This window comes from Streptomyces sp. NPDC048111, from assembly GCF_043202815.1.
In the GTDB taxonomy this organism is placed as follows: domain Bacteria; phylum Actinomycetota; class Actinomycetes; order Streptomycetales; family Streptomycetaceae; genus Streptomyces.
In genome coordinates this window covers 149,222-167,952 of record NZ_JBIDBD010000013.1, presented here as the reverse complement: position 1 = coordinate 167,952, position 18,731 = coordinate 149,222, and the positions used below count along the sequence as shown (strand labels likewise).

The window sequence follows — 18,731 nt, the reverse complement described above, 5'->3', positions numbered from 1 at the left end:
GCGTGGGGGTACGCACCGCCGGCCTGCACACCCTGGCGCTCGACCCTTCCCGTATCCCGCTCAGTACCGAACTGGCAGCCCATGTCGTGGAGTTGGACGGGCGGCTGTCCGCGGAGGCCGCTCATCTCGGCGAGGCCCTGCACGCCGTGATCGGCACCGCGTCAGCGCGCCCGTACAAGGCCGTGCTCGTCGGTCTGCGCCGGGCCGTTCACCGGGGTGCCAGGATCGACGGACCGCTCGCCGCCCTGCTGGACGCGGCGCCGCCCGAGGACACGCTCGGCGCTGCGCTCGTCGCACGACTGCGCGGGCACGTCGCCCTCCGGCGTACGCGGGCCGAGGCGTTCGCCGAGCTGGAACGCGTCCTGCCGGACGAGACCCGGGCGGCGGCAGCCGCGCTCGGCGAACTCGTCCGTGATCCGGCGTTCGCCCGCGGCCTCGACTACGCGAGCCCGGACCTGTACGAGGACGTACTGCGTTGGGTGGAGCGCGACGGACCCGTGCGCCGGCCGCAGGACAAGGCGGCCGTACGCCTGGCCAAGTACGCGAGTCGCGCGGTGGCCAAGCCCAGCCCGCTGACGACCTTCGCCTCCAGCGGTCTCGGCCACTGGGCGACGGGTGTCGGCGCCAGTGTGCGGCTGGAGAGTCCCGCCACGGCCGAGACGGCCGAAGCCGGGTTGGCGGCCCTCTCCCACATCGCCGCCGCGCTCGCCCATGTGCCCGAACTGGACGGGTCGGCCCGCCTGCGGGTGAACCCGTCGGCCGTGCCGGTGCCATTGCCGGAGGGGGAGCGGTGGCTGTTCACCGTGCCGGGCCCGTCGGGCGAGGTACGGTCCCTGCCCGCCACCCCGGCGCTGTCCGCGCTGCTCGCCGCAGTCGAGGACGCCCCCAGCCCCCGGCGACTGCGCGCACGGCTGGGTGGGGCGGAGCGGGGAAGCGCGGCCGACGCCGTGGTGACCCGACTGATCCGGCTCGGCCTGCTGGAGGTGGACCTGGACGTGCCGGACCAGCACCTCGACGCCGCCGCGCTCCATGAGTGGCTGGACCGGCGTGTGTCGGTTGTGGCGGGTGGTGAGTCGGGTGCGGCGCACGCGGTTGCAGGGGGCCGCCCGGAGCCCGGGGGTGCCAAGCCGCAGGGAGCCGAGGTTCTCGGGGGCGGCCGTGAGGAGCCTGACGCGTGCGCGAAGTCCTCGCATACGGCAGGGGGCGTGCGGGCAAGCCGTCCCGCGCCCTCCCGCGAAGACCGTCTCACCCGTCTCCTCGGTGACCTCCGCGCCATCCGTGACCAGGTGGAAGCGGCCCGCACCGCCAAGCCCGGGGAGCATCGTGCCATCACCGCCGCCCTGCACCACCACACCGCGGCCGCCGCACAAAGACTTCAACTAGCCGTTCCGAATGGCGTGTTGGGGCAAGGCCCCGTCTACTTCCACCACACCCTCGCCCGCGGCACCGCCGCCACCCTCGATGCCGATGCCTGGCGTCCCGCACTCGCCGACCTCGCGCTGGTGCCCGCGCTGCTCGCCCCGTTCGACACCCTCACGCCGCCGCGCGAAGCCCTGCGGCGGCATGCCGTGACGGCCTACGGCGAAGGGTTCGGGCGGCCATTCACCCAGTTCCTCCGGGACTTCGGCGGCTGGTGGGCCACCGGCGGCCCGCACACCCGTACCGAGCGCGACGCGCGACGGCAGGATGCGCTGCACCACTTGATCGCCACCACTCCACCCGCATCGGACGGCACCGTCCGGCTGGCCCCTCGGGCCGTACGCGAACTCTGCGCCACCTGGCCTGACCCGGACACCTCCGGCGACCGTCACGCCTGCTACGTGCAGACATGGCCCGACCCGACGGCCATCGGCCGCACCGGTCTGGTGCTGAACACGGCCACCTGTGGCCACGGCACCGGCCGCACCCGGATCGCCCGCCTCCTCGACGCAGCGGCCGGCACGGCCCCCTGCCGGAGTGAGGTGCTCGCCGGCGTTCCCGAAAGTCGCTTGTTGGAGGCTGAGGTGCGCGGCAGTGGCTCCGAACATGACGTCATCCACGCCGAGTTCGACGCCGCGTACGGCAGCGCCCTCAACCAGCGTGTGCCCGCCACCCGTTACGCCATCGACCTGGGCGGTGCCGCCTCGCACCGGCCCCCGGAGCAGCTGCTGCGCCCGGCCGACCTCGATGTCGTACACGATCCGGGCAACCGGCGCCTGCGGCTGGTCCACCGCCCGACCGGCCGTGTCGTACGGCCCCTGCACCTCGGCCTGCTGGCTACGCCGCTGCTCCCGCTGCCCGCGCGGCTGCTGGTGGAGGCCTTCGGCCAGACCTCGTACGCCTTCTGGTCGGACTGGCCACAGCTGTGGCGGATGCTCCCGTCCGAACGGACCGAGATACCCTCCGGGCCCGGCGCCGGCCACTCGGGTCGCGCGGTGGGCGGGCCGGCCGGTGCCACCTGGACCAAGCTGCCGCGTCTGGCCCTCGGGGCCGTGGTGCTGCGCCGTGCGTCCTGGTTCATCGACGCGGGCGGCGCGCCCGTACGGGGCGCGGGAGAGGCGGAGGCCGCGCACATGGTCCGCGTACACGGCTGGCGCGCGGCGCTCGGGCTGCCGACGCGCTGCTTCCTGCGCGTCCTGACCCCGCGCCCGGCCGGGGGCTTCGAGGGGCCCGCCCTGCGGGACAAGGACCGCAAGCCGGTGTTCGTCGACTTCGCACACCCCCACCTCCTGCGCGTCTTCGCCCGTGCCGCTGCCACAGGACGCCCCCTCCTGCTCACCGAGGCGCTGCCCGACCTCCAGGACGCGCCGGCACACCAGGACGGCCACCGCCGCACCACCGAGTTCCTGGTCGAACTGCCCACCCCTTCCGTTCCGTTCGCACCGTCCGACAGGGATGCGATGCCATGCTGAACCGCCCGCCCGGGCACGGACCCGGACCGGCCCCCGGGGACCGCTGGGTCAGCGCGCACGTCTTCACCGGGCATCCGCTCGACCTGATCGTCAGCGAGCTGATCCCCCCGGCCGCCGAGGAACTGCGGCGGCGCGGTCTCGCCGACCGCCTGTTCTTCCTCCGGCACTGGCAGGGCGGCCCGCACCTGCGGCTGCGGGTACGCCTCCCCGACCCGGCGGCCGAGCCCACGGTCCGTGCGGTGCTGAACGCGCACGCCACGGCACTGTTCCGCCGGCGGCCCCCGTCCTCGGCCATGAGCAGGCACGAATACGACGCCCTGGCACGGAAGTTGGCCCTGTACGAGCCGGAGAGCCCGCCCGGAACCCTGGCGCCCAACGACACGCTCGCCTTCCACGCCTACCGACCCGAGCACGACAAGTACGGCCACGGCGTGGCGCTGCGGGCGGTCGAGGCCGCGTTCGCCACGTGCAGCGAGCTGGCGCTCTCCGGCGTTCTGGCCGGCTGGGCTCCCGCCCGGCGCACGGCCCACTGTTTCGCCCTGATCACCGGCAGTATGGACACGGGCCCTGCCGCACCGCCGCGGATGGCGGCAGTCCCTCCGGCGCCGGAGATCCCGGCCGAGTACCGCAAGAACCGCAGCGCCCTGCTGGCCGTCGCCCGCGCGTCCCGCGTGCCCGATGTTTCGGGCGCCGACCCGGTGAGCCGATGGCTCGCGGCCCTGCGGGACGCCCAGCGGCTGGCGCCCGACCCCGCATGGCTGGCGGGTCATCTGACCCATCTGGCGTGCAACCGCCTCGGCGTGCGGCTCGGTCAGGAAGCATCCCTGCGCGCCCTGGCGGTGCTGGCCGTAAGGGAGTTGACGGACGGCGCCGCGAGCGCATCGCCGGTCGACGGTCGCCCGCACCGAGCAGCCCACCCCGCGCATGACCGCCAAGGAGGAGTCCTGTGACAGCCAATCCGCAGGCGGAGGAACCAGAGTGGCGCGCGGCCCACATCGCGTACTTCGGCGACGGCGACCGCGCCGAGGGCAACCGCGCTGACGGCACCGACCAGCTGATCCGCCACGCCGTACGCCCCGTGATCGAGCGCATCACCGGTCATGTCGAAACGGCCTATGTGCTGCGGCACTGGCGTCGCGGCCCACACCTGCGCCTGGTCGTGCACGCCACGCCGACCGTCTTCGCCGAACTGGTGGAGCCCGCCGTCACCGAACTCATCGGCGGTCACCTCACGGCGCGGCCCTCCACCGCGGCCCCTCCCGACGAGGCCGTCCTGCTTCCGCTGCACCGCCGCCTGGCGGCAGCCGAACGCGAAACAGGACCCCTGACGCCCTTCTACCGCGACCATTCGATCACCTGGGAGGAGCACGACCGTCGAGTCGAGGTACTCGGCTGCCCGGTCGGCGCCGACGAGCTGGCGCTCTTCTACCAGCGGACCAACGACGCGCTGTACGAGCATCTGGAGGCCGTCGCCGCCGGGCTCCCGCGCGAAACGCTGGCCCTGCGTCTGATGCTGGCCACCGCGCACACCCTGTGCCGGCACCCGCAGGACCCCTCGATCCGCCGGGGCTTCGTCTCCTTCCGCTCGCACGCCGACGGCTACTTGAGCACGGTCGGTCCCCAGGTGCGGGACGCCTTCGAGCAGCGCTACGCCGCCAACCGCGCGGTCCTCACCGCACAGGTCCGCGCCGTGGTCGACGCCTTCGACGCGCCCGGCCCCGCGGGAAGCGAGGTGGACGACTCTCCGGGAGGCGGGTCGCACGGGGCCGGCGCGTTGCACCGCTGGGTGGCCGCGATCGACCCACTGGGGGCACGCTGGGCGGCCCTGTACGAGGCGGGCGAGATTCCCGAGGCGGAGATTCCGACCGACGACGACAACGGCATCGGCGATCTGGTCGCGACCAGTCCCCTGCACCGCGCCATCAGCGGCAGCGCCACCTACAAGCGCATGATGTACCGCGATCCACGCTTCCTGCGCTACCGCCTGATGCTCAACTACACCTACCTCCACCTCTCCCGCCTCGGACTGCCCGGCCTGACCCGCTACCTGCTCTGCCACCTCGCGGCGAACGCGGTGGAGGAGGTGTACGGAGTGAGCGCCCTAGAACTGGTCCTGGCCACCGCCACCGACACGGGCGGCGCCAAAAGGCCCCAGGATGAGCCCGCCGCCGACGACCCCGGTATGCCGGGGCATGGCGGAGTGGCTCCCGCCGGGAGCCAGTGATGAGCGCGGATGCTTCGGCGACGGAGGACGCGGCGATGAGCGCGGACGCCTCGGCGACGGCGGCAGCCTGCTCGATCAGCGCCACCGCCCCCGCGAGCCCCGCACCGCCCCCCGACGCAGCCGACACCTTCCCTCCGCCCGCCGAAACAGGCGGAGTCGCCGCGCGCCGCTTCCACGCGCGGTACGGACGGACGCTTCCCGCCATCGACCCGGCCGCGGGCAGCGCGGCGCCCAAGCGCCACCCCGGCGCCCCCGTCCTCGCCCTGTCCTCCACGCCGGGTCCGCCGACGCCCTCGGACGACGACCACGCCCCGGCGGACGCTTCCCTGGAGCAACTGGGCCCTTTCCTGCACCTGCTCAACGGCGTCACACGGATCGACTGGACCGGCGACGGCGTCCGGGCGGGACGGCCGGTGCCGTCCGGTGGAGGCGCCTACCCGGGCGAGGTGTACGTCGCCACCGCCTCGGGCCTCGGCCACCACCTCCCCGTTGCCGACGCCCTCGAACTGCTTTCCCGGGCCGATGTGCGTGGCCGGCTCACCCGGGCGCTGGAGCGGTCACCCGCCCAACTGCCGGACGCGGTCGTGGTGATCACCACGCGGATCGACGCGAACCTCGCCCGGTACGGCCCGTTCGGCCACCGGCTGCAAGCACTCGACACGGGCGTGCTGACCGGTCAGGCACTCAGCCTGCTGGAGTCGACGGGGGCCGTGCCGACGGCCCACGCGTGCTTCGCAGAGGCAGAACTGGGTCGCGTACTCGGCCTCAACTCGGCGACGGAGCAGGTGCATTCGGTGCTCACCGCTTCCCCTGCCACGGGCGCTGCGGTCACCCCCGTCGGCCCCTTGCTGCGTCGGCGCTCGGCGCGCAACGGGTTCGAGACCGGTCCCGTCTCCCTGGCCGCGCTGCACGCGGTCCTGGCGGAGGCCGCACGCCCGGTCGCCCTGGACCACGACGCCCCCACCGACTGCGCGTTGTACGTGGTCGCGCACCGCGTCACCGGCCTGGACGCGGGATGCCATCGGCGCGACCCGCACTCCGGTCTGCTCGTACCGGTCGCGGAGGGTGTCACGCCCCGGCACCTGTTCCCACCCGGCGGCCCCGGTGAACTCGCCGGGTTCGAGGCCGCCTGCGCCGTGCTGGTGACGGGCGACTACGAGGCGGGCTATCCCGGCCACGGCGACCGCTGGTACCAGCGGCTCAACCTGCGGGCCGGCATCATCGGCCAGCGCATCGGGTTGGCCGCCGCCCGCGCGGGGCTCGGCGCCGGGCTCCGCTGCGACGTCGACACCGACGCCGCCGATGCCGCTCTGCGGGCGCATCCCGACCGCACCACGCTGCTCGCCGTCCTGCTCGGCCAGGAACGCGGCAGCGGCACGCCGTTCTGCCCGGTGTTCGGGCCGGTGGGGGAGGGGGTTCCGCTCTGACCGGCAGATCCGGCCCCTGCAGACCTCGCCCGCCTGCCCCGCCCGACGCAAGCAGGCCCCGCCCCACGCAAGCAGGCCCCGTCCGATGCGAAGCGGGCCCGCCCGAGTACGCCCCGCCCGATGCAAGCAGGCCCCGCCCGACGCCAAGCGGACCCCGCCCATGTACGCCCCGCCCCACGCCAAGCAGGCCCCGCCCGAGTACGCCCCCGCCCAAGCCGCACACACCCCGGCCGAGGACACCTTGATCACGCCCGACTCCGCACCCCTCCTGCGCCCCGACGTCTTCCTCACCCCCAGCGGCAGCGGCACCGTCCATGTGCGCTCCAGCCGGGGCACCGACCTGATCGCCGCGCCGGGTGTCGCGGGCTGGCTCGACCGGCTCACCCCGTTCCTGGACGGCACCCGTACCGTGGAGCAGCTGGTGGAGGGCCTCGACGGCGAGCGCCGCGTCATGGTGCTGCGCATCCTTCAACTGATCGACCAGCACGGGCTGTTGAGTGATCGTGCGGACCCGGGGCCGGAGCGGCGAGCCGCCGCGTACGCCCGGCTGCGGGTGCTCGTCCTCGGCCTGCCGCACAGTACGGCCCCGCTCGCCGACGCGCTTCGCCTCACCGGCCTGTCGGCCCTCACCGACGTCGCCGACCCCGGGGCCGCCCGTGCTGCCGTGGCCTCGGGAGACCATGACGCACTGCTCCTTCTCGCCGACGGCGACGATCAGCGTGCCGTCGCCCAACTCGACGAGGCCTGTCGCACCCACGGCCTGTGGTTCGCCGCCGCCGTCCGGGACGCCGACTCCTGGTGGCTCGGCCCGGAACTCCCGCCGGGCCGGGAGCGCGCGACCGGGGGCTGGCTCGGCGCGTGGCTCCGCGTGCACGGCGCGGGAGGAGGGGTGAAGGCGACGCGTCAAAGCGCCCCAGCGGCAGGCGAGTTGGCAGCCGTGCTGCTGGCGCACCGCTTCCAGCAGGCCTACCTCAGCCCGCCCCCGAACCCGGCCGCCGGCCCACCCGCCTCCTTGCCCTCCGGCCTGCCCGCCACGTCGCCCGTTACCCCGGAGTCGCTGACCCGCCTCGACAGTGGGGCCCTGACCACCACCCGTCACCTCTACCTGCCCCACCCGGCAGCGCGTCCCGCGGTGCCGGAGTCGGAGGCGGCCTTTCTCGCCAAGGTCGATGCGCTGCGTGCGAGACCGCCCGTCAGTGCCGAGGAGTTCTCCCGGCGGGCCGCCGGGGCCATCGACCAACGCACCGGACTGCTCGCCGAGTTGGACGAGCAGGACCTGCCGCAGTTCCCCCGGCACGCATCGCGGGCCCTGGTCCGCGACCCGTACGCAGCCTTCGCCGACCGTCAAGTCCACGCGACTGGCAGGGACTTCGCGACGGCCAGGCTGCGTACGGCCCAGCGCGCGCTCACCCTCTACGCGCTGCTCGCGCTCGACCCGCGTCGGTTCGTCCCGGCAGCCGGTGGACCCTCGCTCTGGGCATGGTCCCCCGAGCGGGGGACCGCGCACTTGGTGCCGGCCGTCGTCGTCGCGGCCCAGGGCCGGGGCGCTGCACGGGGCCTCGGCTGCGGCGCCACCTTCGACGAGGCGGTGGCGGCGGCACTCCGCGACGTACGCAACCCCACTCGTGGCCGGCGCGACCTGCGTGGCCCGGCGCCCGATCCGTTGATCGTGCCGCTCGACCACGACCCCGCTGCCACCGAGATACTGCCCCACCTGCTGAGAGCGGTGCACCGCGATGCCCGATGACCCTCTGACCGCGTCCGTCCCGGTGCACCATGACGGCGGCCTCCTGGGCCAGGCCCTCGTCCGCCGTGCGGCCTCGATGTCGTGGCCCGGAACCAGGCGCGGCGTGGCCGGCGCTGCTGGGGTGCGGCCGACCCCGGTGGGCGCGCCGGACGCCGTCGCCGTACCGCACCTCGTCGCGGGCGACAGTGCTGACGCTACGTCAAAAACCTTGCTGGACACGGCGGAACAGGGGCACGCCTTCCTGCCCGTCGTGGGCGAGCTCGACCGCGTGGTCATCGGGCCGCTGGTGCGCCCCGGCGAGCCCGGCTGCCACAGCTGCCTCGCCGCGCGCCGGTCCGGCGCGCGCGCCGACGCGGCCGAGACGGCAGCCCTGCGCGCCACCTACGGCAGCCGTCTCACCGGCGCCGTCTCGCCCCTGCTCACGCCCCTGGCCGCTGACCTCGCGGCGAGCCTCGCCCTGACCCTGCTCACCGACGCCAGCGCCACCGGGGGCGCCGGGTTCGCCGCATCGCCGCCACCGGTCGAGGCGTCCGGGCCCGCCGAATCACCGCCCGCCACCCGACCCCTGCCGTCGGCCGAGTCATCCGGATCCGCCGACGTCACCGTCACCGACGTCACCGACGCCGGCACGGGCGTCGTCACGATGCTCCGCCTCACCGATCTCGCGATCACCCGGCACTGCTTCCTGCCCGACCCCCACTGCCCCGACTGCGGCAGCCTGCCCGACGACTCCGCGGCCGGAGCGACGGTTCCGCGTGTGCCACGGCCCAAGCCGGACCCGGCGGTCCTGCGGGTACGGGACCTGCGCGCGGAGCGGGAAGCGCTGGAGGCCCGTTACGCGGACGACGAGACCGGCGTGCTCAAGGACCTGCGGGCGCGCGGCCTGCACACGCTGCCGTTCGCCGAGGCGAAGGTCGGCCCGCCCGAGTCGGTCGACGGCGGATACGGCCGGGCGCTGGACTTCCGCACCGCCCGGGTCACCGCCCTCGCCGAAGCGCTGGAGCGGCTCGGCGGGGGCCGCCCGGGTCGACGGCGCACCGTGGTCCACGGCTCCTACCGTGAACTCGCCGCGCGGCATCCCGGCGGCGTCCTCGACCCGGCCACCACCGGCAGCCACGACCCCCACCGCTACCAGCAGCCCGGGTTCCCCTTCCAGCCGTACCACCCGGACCTCGCCCTGCCGTGGGTCTGGGGCTACTCGCTGACGCGGGAGCGCCCGGTCCTGGTCCCGGAGAGCCTGGCGTACTACCGCCTCGGCCGCCACCGCCCGCACGCCGACCGCCCGTTCGTCTCCGAGATCTCCAACGGCTGTGCCCTGGGCGGCTGTTGGGAGGAGGCGGCCCTGTACGGCCTGCTCGAACTCGCCGAGCGTGACGCGTTCCTGCTCACCTGGTACGCCCGCCTCCCGGCACCCGCGCTCGACCTCCACTCCGCGCGCGACCGCCGGATCGGCCTGCTCGCCGACCGGGTCGAGGAGCGTACCGGGTACCGGGTCGAGGTCTTCGATGTGACCGGAGCCGAAGGCGTCCCCTGTTTCTGGGCCGCCGCAGTGGACGTCCGCCCGCCCGCCGCGCCGCCCGGCACCGGACGTGCGCGGCCCCGCCCCAGCGTGCTCTGCGCGGGCGGCTCGGGGCTCGATCCCGAGCGGGGCGTCTTCGGCGCGCTGCACGAACTGGTCACCGCGATCGAGGCGTACGGGCTGATCTATCCGCAGCGCGAGAAGGACGCGGCGCGCATGCGCAAGGACTCCGAGCTGGTCCGGCTGATGGACGACCACGCCCTGCTGTACTGCGACCCGGTCGCAGCCCGCCGTCTGGACTTCCTGCTCGGCCCCGGGGGGCGTCCGCCGGGCGAGCGCCGCAGTCTGCGGGAACTCGCCGACCGCCATGCCTGGCCGCGCCACACCGACCTGCGGGCCGACCTGGACGAGCTCGTGCGCCGCTTCGCCGCGACCGGCCTGGAAGCGATCGTGGTCGACCAGACGACCCCGGTCCACGCCGCGTCCGACCTGGCCTGCGTCAAGGCCGTCGTCCCCGGTCTGCTGCCGATGACGTTCGGCCACCAGCTGCGCCGGATCACCGGACTCGACCGGGTGCTCACCGCCGCACGGCCGGGCGACCGGGCCCCGCGCCGGCTCCGCCCCGACGAGGTCAATCCCTATCCGCACCCCTTCCCCTGACCGCCGAAGTGTCGCGACTTCCCGGTGCCCCTGATGGGGAGGCCGGGTTCGGGGCACCCGGTGGGGGAGGCCGCCGCGATACGAGGAGGGACCGTGACGAAGGATTCGACGCTGAGGGCCGTGGGCTGGGCACGCTCACTGCCGCTGAACAGCACCGTCAAGGACGCCAGGGACTGGACACGGGAGCACGTGGAGACGCTGACCTGGGCACAGCGGGCGCCGGACGTGATGGACGCCGTGCTGCTGACGGTGTCCGAGCTCGTCACCAACGCCCATGTGCACGCCCGTAGTTCGGCCCAGCTGATCCTGACCTGGGACGAGGAGTGCCTGCACGTGACCGTGCACGACTCCTCCTTCGCCATGCCCGAGCCGCGCGAGCCGGACGACGGTGCGCTGGGTGGGCGCGGCCTGCTTCTGATCGACGCGCTCGCCGACGAATGGCACGTCCGCCCCTGTCCCCGGGGCAAGAACGTCACCGCCTGCTTCCAGCCGCCCGCCCCGGCCCTGGAGCCGGAGCCTGCCGGGGCCTGAGCGGGGCGTGGTCCCGGCGGGGCTCCGGGTTCGCTGCCGGATGCGGCCCGTGGGTGGCTGGTCGCGCGGTTCCCTGCACCCCTGGCGGTGCTGGCGTGTCCCGCGTGGACAGTTCTGCCGCACCGCGAGCTCGGCCCGCCCTCGGTCGGAGAGGCTCGGGGGCGCCAGGAACCGTGCGCGGGTTCGGCTCGGGGGGTGGGCTGAAGCTCGCTGAAACCGTGGTGCAGCCAGGCTGAAACCGCTGCCGCGCAGAGTCTTGCTCACCACGCGGCGCACCGAGCCGCGGAGGACAACGACTCGCTGGAGCCAGCCATGCCGAAGTTCGCCACCACCGCCCCGCTCACCGCCGTCCTGGCCGTCCCGGCCGGTCGGGTGCGGGTCATTGCCGCCGAGCAGGACCACGCCACCGTCGAGGTCGAGCCGGTCGACGCCGCCAAGGGACGGGACGTCAAAGCCGCCGAGCGGACCACTGTGGTCTACGCGGACGGTGTCCTGCGCGTCGAAACCCCGTCCGATCACCAGTACTTCGGGCCGTCGGGATCCGTGGACGTCACCCTGCACGTTCCGGCGGACTCCCGCGTCGAGGCCACGACCGGCGCCGCCGAGTTCCGTACTGACGGGCGCCTCGGGGCCGTCTCCATCGAGGGCGCCCACGGCACCGCCCAGCTCGACCACGTGGACGGACTGCGGCTGGTCGCCCACGCGGCGGACGTCTCGGTCGGCCGGCTGAGCGGGGACAGTGAGATCACCGTGGCGTCGGGCGACATCCGCGTCGCCGAAGCCGTGCGGGGAACGCTCATCCTGCGCACCGAGTCCGGCACGATCTCGGTCGGCGCCGCGGAGGGAAGCTCGGCGACCCTGGACGCGGGCACCTCGTCCGGCCGCGTGCACAACGCCCTCACGAACGCCGCGGGCGCCGCCGCGGATCTGCGGATCCACGCCACCACGGCCTACGGCGACATTACCGCCCGCAGCCTGTGAGTCCCACCGGCGCCGTCACCGCCGGCCGATCCGTACGCCGGCCCCGGAAGCCGATCAGGCAGGCGGGGCAAGGGGGTTGGGGGAGGGGCGCCCCTTCTTGCCTCGTTTCGGGCCGCGTTCGGCCGCGCCCGGCAGGGCCGCCAGCTGGTCCAGCTGGCGGCGCAGCACCGCCGTGATCCGGCGCGGAGGCAGCCGGTCGGGATGCAGGGTGGCGTTCAGGGCGAGGCCGTCCAGGAGCGCGGCGAACTGCTCGGCCGCGACGGGGTCCTCGACGCCGATACGGCGCAGGAGATGCCCGGCGACGGTGCGCAGGCCCTCGTGAAGTTCGGCGGCGACCGCCCGCAGCGCGGGATCGGTGCGCGCGGCCAGGGTGAACTCGACCCAGACCGCGGTCTCGTCCCGCCGAGCCGGATCGAGTGGCAGGAACTGCCCGGCCACCTGCTCGGCCACGGCGTACGGATCGTCGTCGGGGCGCAGTGCCTCGCGCTGGGCCAGCACCCTGGCCTCCACCCGGTCGGCCATTTCGCGGGCCGCGGCCAGGAGCAGGTCCCGGTGGCTCGCGAAGTAGTGGCGCACCGAGCCGACGGCGAGCCCGGCTTCGGCGGCCACGTTCTGCAGCGTGGCCTGCTGGAGGCCGCCGTTCGCCACGACCCGGAAGACGGCCTCCATGACCTCGCGGCGGCGTTCGACGGGATCCACGATCTTCGGCATGCGCTTTTTATAGCACGCTGCTGCTACGTGGTGCTACGGTTTATTTGGCACGAGCAAGCCAAAAAGAATCCCGTGGCAACCGCCGTCCGTCCCGCACCTCGCGCGTCGGCCGGGTCAGGAGAACCCGTGAAACCGTCCCGCCCCCACCGCTCCGCCCGCCCCCACCGCTCCGTCCGTCTCGTACGCCTCGCCCTCGACCTAGGCATCGCGTCGTCGGCCTACTACGGCGGTGTGCTGGCCGGCCTCGCACCGCTCACGGCGCTGCTCGCCGCGAGCGGCGTCGCGGCGGCCTGGCTGATCGCCACGTGCGCGTACGACCGCCGTGCCGACGCCCTCGCCGTCGGCATGCTGCTCATGTACGGGCTCTCCGCGGCGTTCGCCGCCGCGACCGCCGAGCCCCGTGCGCTGCTGCTGCGCGACCCTCTGGTCAGTGGCCTTGCCGGACTCGTCTTCCTCGGCAGCGGGCTGCGCGGCACCCCGGCCACCGCCTACCTGGCCCGCAGGCTCCACGGCCGCCCCGCGCTCGACGACCGCCTCCGCCGCGCTCACGGCACCGAGACCCTGATCCTTGGTGCCGGCCTCGTCGCGGAGGCCGCCGCGCGCCTCGCGCTCGTGGCCGTGCTGCCCGTCCCGCGGGCGGCGGCGCTCACCCCGCCGCTCGAGTTCGTGGTGCTCGTCCCGCTCGTCGCGTGGATGGTGTGGCACCGCCGCAGGGCCGCGGCGCCCGCTGCCGCTGGTCCGGCGCCGGGCCGACGCGAGTGGCCGGTTCCGCAGCGGGCGGGAGGTTCCCGATGAGGACGCTGGAGACGACGCCGGTCGCCGACGGGTTCCGCATGCCCGCCGAGTGGGAGGCGCACGAGGGCTGCTGGATGGTGTGGCCGCAGAACGGCTACGCGTGGCGTGAGGGCGCCCGCCCCGCCCAGCGCCACGACGACGAGGCCCTCGCGACGCTGGCCCGGATCTTCCCCGACCGCACCGTGATCGGGCTCCCCACCCGCGAACTCCTCCTGGGCGGCGGCAACATCCACTGCGCGACACAGCAGATACCGGCGGTGCGCGGGTGAATCAGGTTGCGGTGCTGTGGTTGCCCGGCTGCCCACGAAGACGTCAACACCGCTGCACAGCAAGGGAGTTGACCCGAGAGACCCCCTCCCGCAATGCGCTGTGCGGAAGGTGGGCGCGGGTGTCGGCCGATGCGGATCGGCCGTGCGGGGCAGCAGCGCCTCAGCGCGCGATGCGGGCTTCGATCCCGTCGAGAAGGAAGTCCAGGCCGGCCCGGAAGGTCTCGTCGGGGTCGAGGTGGGGGCCGTCGTGGACGAAGGCGGAGAGTGCGGGGAACTGGCCGGTGGCGAACGTCCTTCGCAGGTACGGCCCGTAGGTGACCTGCCACTGCCTCTTGTCGAGCCCCGAGTCGCGCTCGGCCCGGCGCTCGGTGATCTCGCGGCGCACGGCGCCGATCACATACGCGTTGACCGCCGAGATCGCGGGCACGACGACCTCCAGGCCGACGTCACCCATCCCGGACGCGACGGCCTCCCCGGAGGCCAGGGTGTTCGGCCCGAGTTGGGGGCGGCCCCCGATCAGATCGGCGAGCCACTCGTGCCGGTGCACGGCCCGGCGGATGGCGTCGGCGAGTGAACTCAGCACCTCGCGCCAGCCGTTGCCGGTGGGCCGGATCTCGGCGTGGACCGCGTCGACCATGAGGTCGAGCAGCTCCTCCTTGGTGGCGATGTAGCCGTACAACCGCATCGGTCCGACGCTCAACGCCCCGGCGACCTTGCGCAGCGACACCGCGTCGAGACCGTCCGCGTCGGCCAACTGGATCGCCGCCGTGACGATGCGCTCCCGGCTGAGCGGGGCCGGCGCCGGTCGATCCTGCGGCTCGGGCCGCTCCCACACCAACATGGCCCTGACCATACAGCGCCGCGTTCGATACGCTGTATCGGTCTGTACGGTGTATCGGAGGGGGAGCTGTGGTCACCACGAAGCAGGGCACGGGTAAGCGCAGGGGCACTGGCGCCGGCCCTGGCGGCCGGATCGCCGTCGTCGGAGCCGGTCTGGGTGGGCTGGCCCTGGCCCGGGTGCTGCACGTGAACGGCATCGAAGCCGTCGTGTACGAGCGGGAGTCGTCGCGGGACGCGCGTGGGCAAGGGGGCATGCTGGACATCCACTCCGGGCAGCGGGCGCTGCGCGAGGCCGGACTGATGGACGGATTCACCGCCATCGCGCGCGCCGAAGGCCAGGACATGCGGCTGCTGGAACCGGACGGCACGCTGCTGCTCCAGGAGGACACGCCCGAGGACGCGCCCCTCGACCGCCCCGAGGTGGACCGCAAGGATCTGCGCGACCTGCTCCTCGACTCCCTGCCGCCCCACACGGTGCGCTGGGGCCGCGCCTACGAATCCGCCGACCGGGGCGTCCTGCGCTTCGCCGACGGTGGCAGCGCGCCCTACGACCTGCTCGTCGGCGCCGACGGGGCGCAGTCCCGGGTCCGTACGCTGCTGACCGACGCCCGCCCGGAACACCTCGGCCAGAACGTCGTGGAACTCGGCATCCCCGACATCGACCGCACCCATCCCGACCTCGCGGCCATGGTGGGGCGCGGCAACTACTGGGTGCTCGGCGACGGAAAGTCCTTGGCGGCGCAGCGCAACGGTGACGGCCGGGTACGCGTCGGGCTCAGCTTCTACAACACCGGCGAGAACTGGTTCGCCGAGCGGGGCATCCGGTTCGACGACCCGGCCGCGGCGCGGGCGCGCCTCATCGAGGAACTGGCGGGCTGGGATGCGCGGTTCACCGCGCTGATCGCCGCCTGCGACGACCAGGTGGTGCCCCGTGCGATCACCTCGCTCCCGGTCGGCCTGACCTGGCCCTCGACCCCGCACGTCACCCTCATCGGCGACGCGGCCCATCTGATGCCGCCGGTGGGCCAGGGGGCCAACATGGCCCTGCTCGACGGAGCGCTGCTCGCCCTGGCGCTGGCCGCCCACCCGGACGATCGCGGCGCCGCCGTCGCGGCGTACGAACGCGAGATGTTCGAGCGCACCGCGGCTGCCGCCCGCATGTCCGCGGACATGCAGAACCTGCTGATGTCACCGGACGCGGCGCAGCGCATGCTGAAGTTCTTCCAACCGGGGTGACGGGGCGGGGACCCGAAGGATCCAACTGGCAAGCCACAGGCGGTGGTTCGAACGGCGGGGGTCAGAAAGCGGGAGCCTCGGCGCCCTGTGCCTCGACGAGAGCATTCCCGGTCGCCGTGCGGACATAGAGGACGGAACGGCCGGCCCGGCGGCGCTGCGCGAGACGGGACTCACGCAGGATGCGCAGGTGCCGGCCCACTGAGCCCAGGGGCAGACCCGCGAGGGACACCAGCTGGGTGGTCGACTTCGGAGTCGCGAGCAGCATCAAAAGGTGGGCGCGGGCGGGGCCGAGCAGGGCGGCCAAGGCGTCGGGCGCCGCACGCAGGCCGCGGTCGACCAAGACCCCCGAGCACGGGTAGATGACGGCACACCGAGGGGAAGCTGGTGGGCGGGGCGTCCCGGCGAGAGGGACGTCCCAGCAGAGCCAGCTCTGGCTCGGCGTGACCGGGACGAACATCAACTGCCCTCCGGACGTCTCCAGCGGCGGACCGTCACCGGCCGTGGTACGCAGCCGATCCTCGCCGAGCCACCGCATCGCGGGGCGCATCTCTTCGAGGACGGCGGCCCACCCGTGCTGCCCGAGCCGGGCGGCCCGCGCCAGGATGTCGGCCTCCATGATGCGAAGGCGCTGCGGCCAGGAGGGCTCGACGGCCGTGGTCCACACCCACTCCAGCAAATCCGCCGCCCGCCTGGGCAGGTCGTCGCGGCGCAGCGACACCGGCAGCGGACCGTTCAGCGACTCCTCCAGATCGGCGCGGGCCGCCGTGGACGGGGTACGGCGGATCCGCGCCAGCTCGTCGGTGAACCCGTGCTCGGCGTCACCGAGCGGAGTGGGGGTCAGGAAGGTGGCATTCCAGCGAGGTCGCAGCGCTGCCCTCACCAGGGCGGCCGTGACCGGGTCGCCCGCGAGAAGGGTCAGGTAGCCGGGGCGGCAGGCCGCCAGCCACTCGGCTTCGCCCATGTGTGCGGCGCGGCCGAGCTGCAGGGTCTTGAGGGCGGCGAGGGTCTCGGCCAGCGGAGAGATCACGAAGCGGCTCCCGGCCCACATGTCCGCATCGACCCGCCACCAACTCATCGGTTTCGCCTCCCCGCGAAAAGGTAACGCCCGGCAGCGGGCGGCGGAGAGGCTCTGCGCCATGCCTTCGTACCGGGAACTCTTCAGCACCCCTGACTTCACCCCCCTCTTCCTGGCCTCGGCCGGACAGAGCACGGCCCAGACAGTGGGCGGATTGGCCCTCGCCACCCTGGTGTACGGGCGGACGGGCTCGGCGCTGCTGTCGTCCCTGGCCATGTTCGGGACCGCGTTCGCACAGGTCGTCGGGGCGCTCAGCGTGCTGTCCGGCGCGGACCGGCTGCCGCCGCGCGCCGCCATGGCGGGCGTCGGTGTGCTGTTCGCGGCGGGGACGGCCGTCCAGGCCCTGCCCGGACTGCCGGTGTGGGCCCTGTTCGTGGTGCTGCTCGGGCTCGGTGTCATCGGATCGGTCGGCGGCGGGGTGCGCTACGGGCTGCTCGGTGAAATCCTCGCCCGGGACGCGTATGTGGTGGGCCGGTCCGCGCTCAACGCGGCGGCCGGGGTGACTCAGATCTGCGGATTCGCGCTGGGCGGCGTCCTCGTGACGAGCGTGTCGGCGCCCGGTGTGCTGCTCCTGTCCGCCGCCCTGCACGCGCTGGCCGCCGTGGCTGCGGGCTGCGGGCTCGGCAGTCGGCCGCCCCGGGGTGCCGGGCCGTTGTCCATCGCCGCAACGTGGCGCACCAACGCACACCTCTGGTCCGGCGCGCCCCGGCGGAACGTCTACCTCGCTCTGTGGATCCCCAACGGGCTGATCGTCGGAGTGGAGTCGCTCTACGTGCCGTACGCGCCCGGCGACGCGGGTCTCCTCTTCGCCTGCGGGGCCGTGGGGATGCTGGCCGGGGACATCGTCGCGGGCCGCCTGCTGCCGCCGCGATGGCGGGAACGTATGGCTGTCCCGTTGTGTCTTCTGCTCGCGATCCCCTTCCTGTTCTTCTCGCTGCGCCCGGCTCTGCCGGTGGCCATGGCCCTGGTCGCCGTCGCCACCTTCGGGTACGCGGCGGGGCTGCTCCTCCAGGAACGGTTGATGGCGCTGACGCCGGACGCCTTGAGCGGCCAGGCCCTCGGTCTCCACAGTTCGGGGATGCTTGCTATGCAGGGAGTGGGCGCGGCCGTGGCCGGGGCGCTGGCCGAGCTGACGTCGCCGGGTGCGGGGATGGTGCTGGCGGCGATGGCTTCGGTCGCCGTGACCCTGGTGCTGAGGCCCGGCCTCGCCGCGGGTCTCAGGGCCTGAGGCCCGCGCGGCGCAGGCTCAGTGCTGACAGGTCGGCGATGACGTCCGGGTCGCCGCGGCGCCACGCCTCGGCCAGGCCGCCCGGGGGCGTCGGGAGCGCGGCCAGCGGGCGCTGCGGGCCGGTGAGGGCGCGCAGGGCGAGGAGGTCGGCGCCGCCGGGGGCGTCGAGCAGGCGGCGGGTGGTCGCGGTACGGCGGATCCATCGCATCCGCGGCACGAGCCACACCAGCAGGATGAGGGCCGTCGGCAGGGCGATCAGGGCGATCGTGGTCAGCGTGGCGACCTGGCCCACCGTGTCCTGCAGCGACCGCCCCGCATCGGAGAGACCGGTGCCCGCGTCGGCGGCGGACTGGAGCGGCTTCTTCAACGTGCCGCCCACGAAGGGGACTTTCGACGCCGCGTCGCCCGCGTCGTTGAGTCCCGATGCGAGGCTGTCACCCGCGCTCTGGGCCTTCCGCCCGGGCTCGGCCAGCGTCAGGATCGCCTCGCGCACGAGCAGGGCGAACTTCACCGTGATCGCGATCAGGAGCAGCGCGATCAGATCCGCGACGTATTGACGGCTCCGGCGCGCTGGGGTCTGGGCGTAGAGACGCATGG

The 18,731-nt window shown here is 74.0% G+C and carries 16 protein-coding genes; 12 read left to right on the top strand and 4 right to left on the bottom strand.

Annotation, left to right across the window (positions count from 1 at the left end):
- Positions 1-2: 2 nt before the first annotated feature.
- The 8 genes from ACGF3I_RS21720 to ACGF3I_RS21685 all read left to right on the top strand — a co-directional run bounded on the left by ACGF3I_RS21720 (position 3) and on the right by ACGF3I_RS21685 (position 11,980).
- A complete protein-coding gene (locus tag ACGF3I_RS21720) occupies positions 3-2,891 on the top strand; it encodes a lantibiotic dehydratase (protein ID WP_393134416.1) in 2,889 nt (962 codons plus the stop codon).
- Positions 2,885-3,841, top strand: a complete 957-nt coding sequence (locus ACGF3I_RS21715) for a lantibiotic dehydratase C-terminal domain-containing protein (protein ID WP_393134414.1) — start codon at positions 2,885-2,887, stop codon at positions 3,839-3,841. Before ACGF3I_RS21720 ends, ACGF3I_RS21715 begins: the two co-directional genes overlap by 7 nt.
- Complete coding sequence (locus tag ACGF3I_RS21710; RefSeq protein ID WP_393134412.1) at positions 3,838-5,115, top strand: thiopeptide maturation pyridine synthase; 1,278 nt, start codon at positions 3,838-3,840, stop codon at positions 5,113-5,115. Before ACGF3I_RS21715 ends, ACGF3I_RS21710 begins: the two co-directional genes overlap by 4 nt.
- Positions 5,115-6,542 (top strand): hypothetical protein, encoded by a 1,428-nt coding sequence (locus ACGF3I_RS21705; RefSeq protein WP_393134410.1) that lies wholly within the window; start codon positions 5,115-5,117, stop codon positions 6,540-6,542. The genes ACGF3I_RS21710 and ACGF3I_RS21705 overlap by 1 nt, the downstream gene beginning before the upstream one ends.
- A 160-nt stretch (positions 6,543-6,702) precedes the next feature.
- The gene (locus tag ACGF3I_RS21700) at positions 6,703-8,289 is read left to right on the top strand and encodes a hypothetical protein (protein ID WP_393134408.1); all 1,587 of its coding nucleotides are present in this window, start codon (positions 6,703-6,705) and stop codon (positions 8,287-8,289) included.
- Positions 8,279-10,468 carry a TOMM precursor leader peptide-binding protein gene (locus ACGF3I_RS21695; protein ID WP_393134406.1) on the top strand — a complete coding sequence of 730 codons (2,190 nt, stop codon included), beginning with the start codon at positions 8,279-8,281 and terminating at the stop codon, positions 10,466-10,468. Before ACGF3I_RS21700 ends, ACGF3I_RS21695 begins: the two co-directional genes overlap by 11 nt.
- 93 nt (positions 10,469-10,561) lie before the next feature.
- Positions 10,562-10,999, top strand: a complete 438-nt coding sequence (locus ACGF3I_RS21690; RefSeq protein ID WP_393134404.1) for an ATP-binding protein — start codon at positions 10,562-10,564, stop codon at positions 10,997-10,999.
- A gap of 312 nt (positions 11,000-11,311) precedes the next feature.
- Positions 11,312-11,980: a DUF4097 family beta strand repeat-containing protein gene (locus ACGF3I_RS21685; RefSeq protein ID WP_393134402.1), complete on the top strand. Its 669-nt coding sequence runs from the start codon at positions 11,312-11,314 to the stop codon at positions 11,978-11,980.
- A gap of 54 nt (positions 11,981-12,034) precedes the next feature.
- Here the strand turns inward: ACGF3I_RS21685 and ACGF3I_RS21680 are convergent, their stop codons facing one another.
- Entirely contained in the window at positions 12,035-12,691 is a 657-nt protein-coding gene (locus ACGF3I_RS21680) for a TetR/AcrR family transcriptional regulator (protein ID WP_393134400.1), read from the bottom strand.
- A gap of 126 nt (positions 12,692-12,817) precedes the next feature.
- On the opposite strand from ACGF3I_RS21680, the gene ACGF3I_RS21675 reads away from it, so the two are divergent.
- The gene (locus tag ACGF3I_RS21675) at positions 12,818-13,486 is read left to right on the top strand and encodes a VC0807 family protein (protein ID WP_393134398.1); all 669 of its coding nucleotides are present in this window, start codon (positions 12,818-12,820) and stop codon (positions 13,484-13,486) included.
- A complete protein-coding gene (locus tag ACGF3I_RS21670; protein ID WP_393134396.1) occupies positions 13,483-13,755 on the top strand; it encodes an agmatine deiminase family protein in 273 nt (90 codons plus the stop codon). The genes ACGF3I_RS21675 and ACGF3I_RS21670 overlap by 4 nt, the downstream gene beginning before the upstream one ends.
- Before the next feature lie 160 nt (positions 13,756-13,915).
- Here the strand turns inward: ACGF3I_RS21670 and ACGF3I_RS21665 are convergent, their stop codons facing one another.
- A complete protein-coding gene (locus ACGF3I_RS21665; RefSeq protein WP_393134394.1) occupies positions 13,916-14,596 on the bottom strand; it encodes a TetR/AcrR family transcriptional regulator in 681 nt (226 codons plus the stop codon).
- Between the two features lie 131 nt (positions 14,597-14,727).
- Between ACGF3I_RS21665 and ACGF3I_RS21660 the strand changes: the two genes are divergently transcribed.
- A complete protein-coding gene (locus tag ACGF3I_RS21660; protein ID WP_393134465.1) occupies positions 14,728-15,831 on the top strand; it encodes an FAD-dependent oxidoreductase in 1,104 nt (367 codons plus the stop codon).
- Positions 15,832-15,892: 61 nt separating this feature from the next.
- On the opposite strand, the gene ACGF3I_RS21655 is transcribed toward ACGF3I_RS21660, so the two are convergent.
- Complete coding sequence (locus ACGF3I_RS21655; RefSeq protein WP_393134392.1) at positions 15,893-16,906, bottom strand: ArsR/SmtB family transcription factor; 1,014 nt, start codon at positions 16,904-16,906, stop codon at positions 15,893-15,895.
- Positions 16,907-16,967: 61 nt separating this feature from the next.
- Between ACGF3I_RS21655 and ACGF3I_RS21650 the strand changes: the two genes are divergently transcribed.
- Entirely contained in the window at positions 16,968-18,134 is a 1,167-nt protein-coding gene (locus ACGF3I_RS21650; RefSeq protein ID WP_393134390.1) for an MFS transporter, read from the top strand.
- Here the strand turns inward: ACGF3I_RS21650 and ACGF3I_RS21645 are convergent.
- A complete protein-coding gene (locus ACGF3I_RS21645) occupies positions 18,124-18,729 on the bottom strand; it encodes a hypothetical protein (RefSeq protein ID WP_393134388.1) in 606 nt (201 codons plus the stop codon). The genes ACGF3I_RS21650 and ACGF3I_RS21645 overlap by 11 nt on opposite strands.
- Positions 18,730-18,731: the final 2 nt, after the last annotated feature.

Excerpts from the sequence above, each read along its gene's own strand:
- ACGF3I_RS21715 (WP_393134414.1), top strand. The coding sequence starts at position 2,885 with ATGCTGAACCGCCCGCCCGGGCACGGACCCGGACCGGCCCCCGGGGAC.
- ACGF3I_RS21705 (WP_393134410.1), top strand. The coding sequence starts at position 5,115 with ATGAGCGCGGATGCTTCGGCGACGGAGGACGCGGCGATGAGCGCGGAC.
- ACGF3I_RS21700 (WP_393134408.1), top strand. The coding sequence starts at position 6,703 with ATGTACGCCCCGCCCCACGCCAAGCAGGCCCCGCCCGAGTACGCCCCC.
- ACGF3I_RS21695 (WP_393134406.1), top strand. The coding sequence starts at position 8,279 with ATGCCCGATGACCCTCTGACCGCGTCCGTCCCGGTGCACCATGACGGC.
- ACGF3I_RS21685 (WP_393134402.1), top strand. The coding sequence starts at position 11,312 with ATGCCGAAGTTCGCCACCACCGCCCCGCTCACCGCCGTCCTGGCCGTC.
- ACGF3I_RS21680 (WP_393134400.1), bottom strand. The coding sequence starts at position 12,691 with ATGCCGAAGATCGTGGATCCCGTCGAACGCCGCCGCGAGGTCATGGAG.
- ACGF3I_RS21670 (WP_393134396.1), top strand. The coding sequence starts at position 13,483 with ATGAGGACGCTGGAGACGACGCCGGTCGCCGACGGGTTCCGCATGCCC.
- ACGF3I_RS21665 (WP_393134394.1), bottom strand. The coding sequence starts at position 14,596 with ATGTTGGTGTGGGAGCGGCCCGAGCCGCAGGATCGACCGGCGCCGGCC.
- ACGF3I_RS21655 (WP_393134392.1), bottom strand. The coding sequence starts at position 16,906 with ATGAGTTGGTGGCGGGTCGATGCGGACATGTGGGCCGGGAGCCGCTTC.
- ACGF3I_RS21650 (WP_393134390.1), top strand. The coding sequence starts at position 16,968 with ATGCCTTCGTACCGGGAACTCTTCAGCACCCCTGACTTCACCCCCCTC.
- ACGF3I_RS21645 (WP_393134388.1), bottom strand. The coding sequence starts at position 18,729 with ATGCGTCTCTACGCCCAGACCCCAGCGCGCCGGAGCCGTCAATACGTC.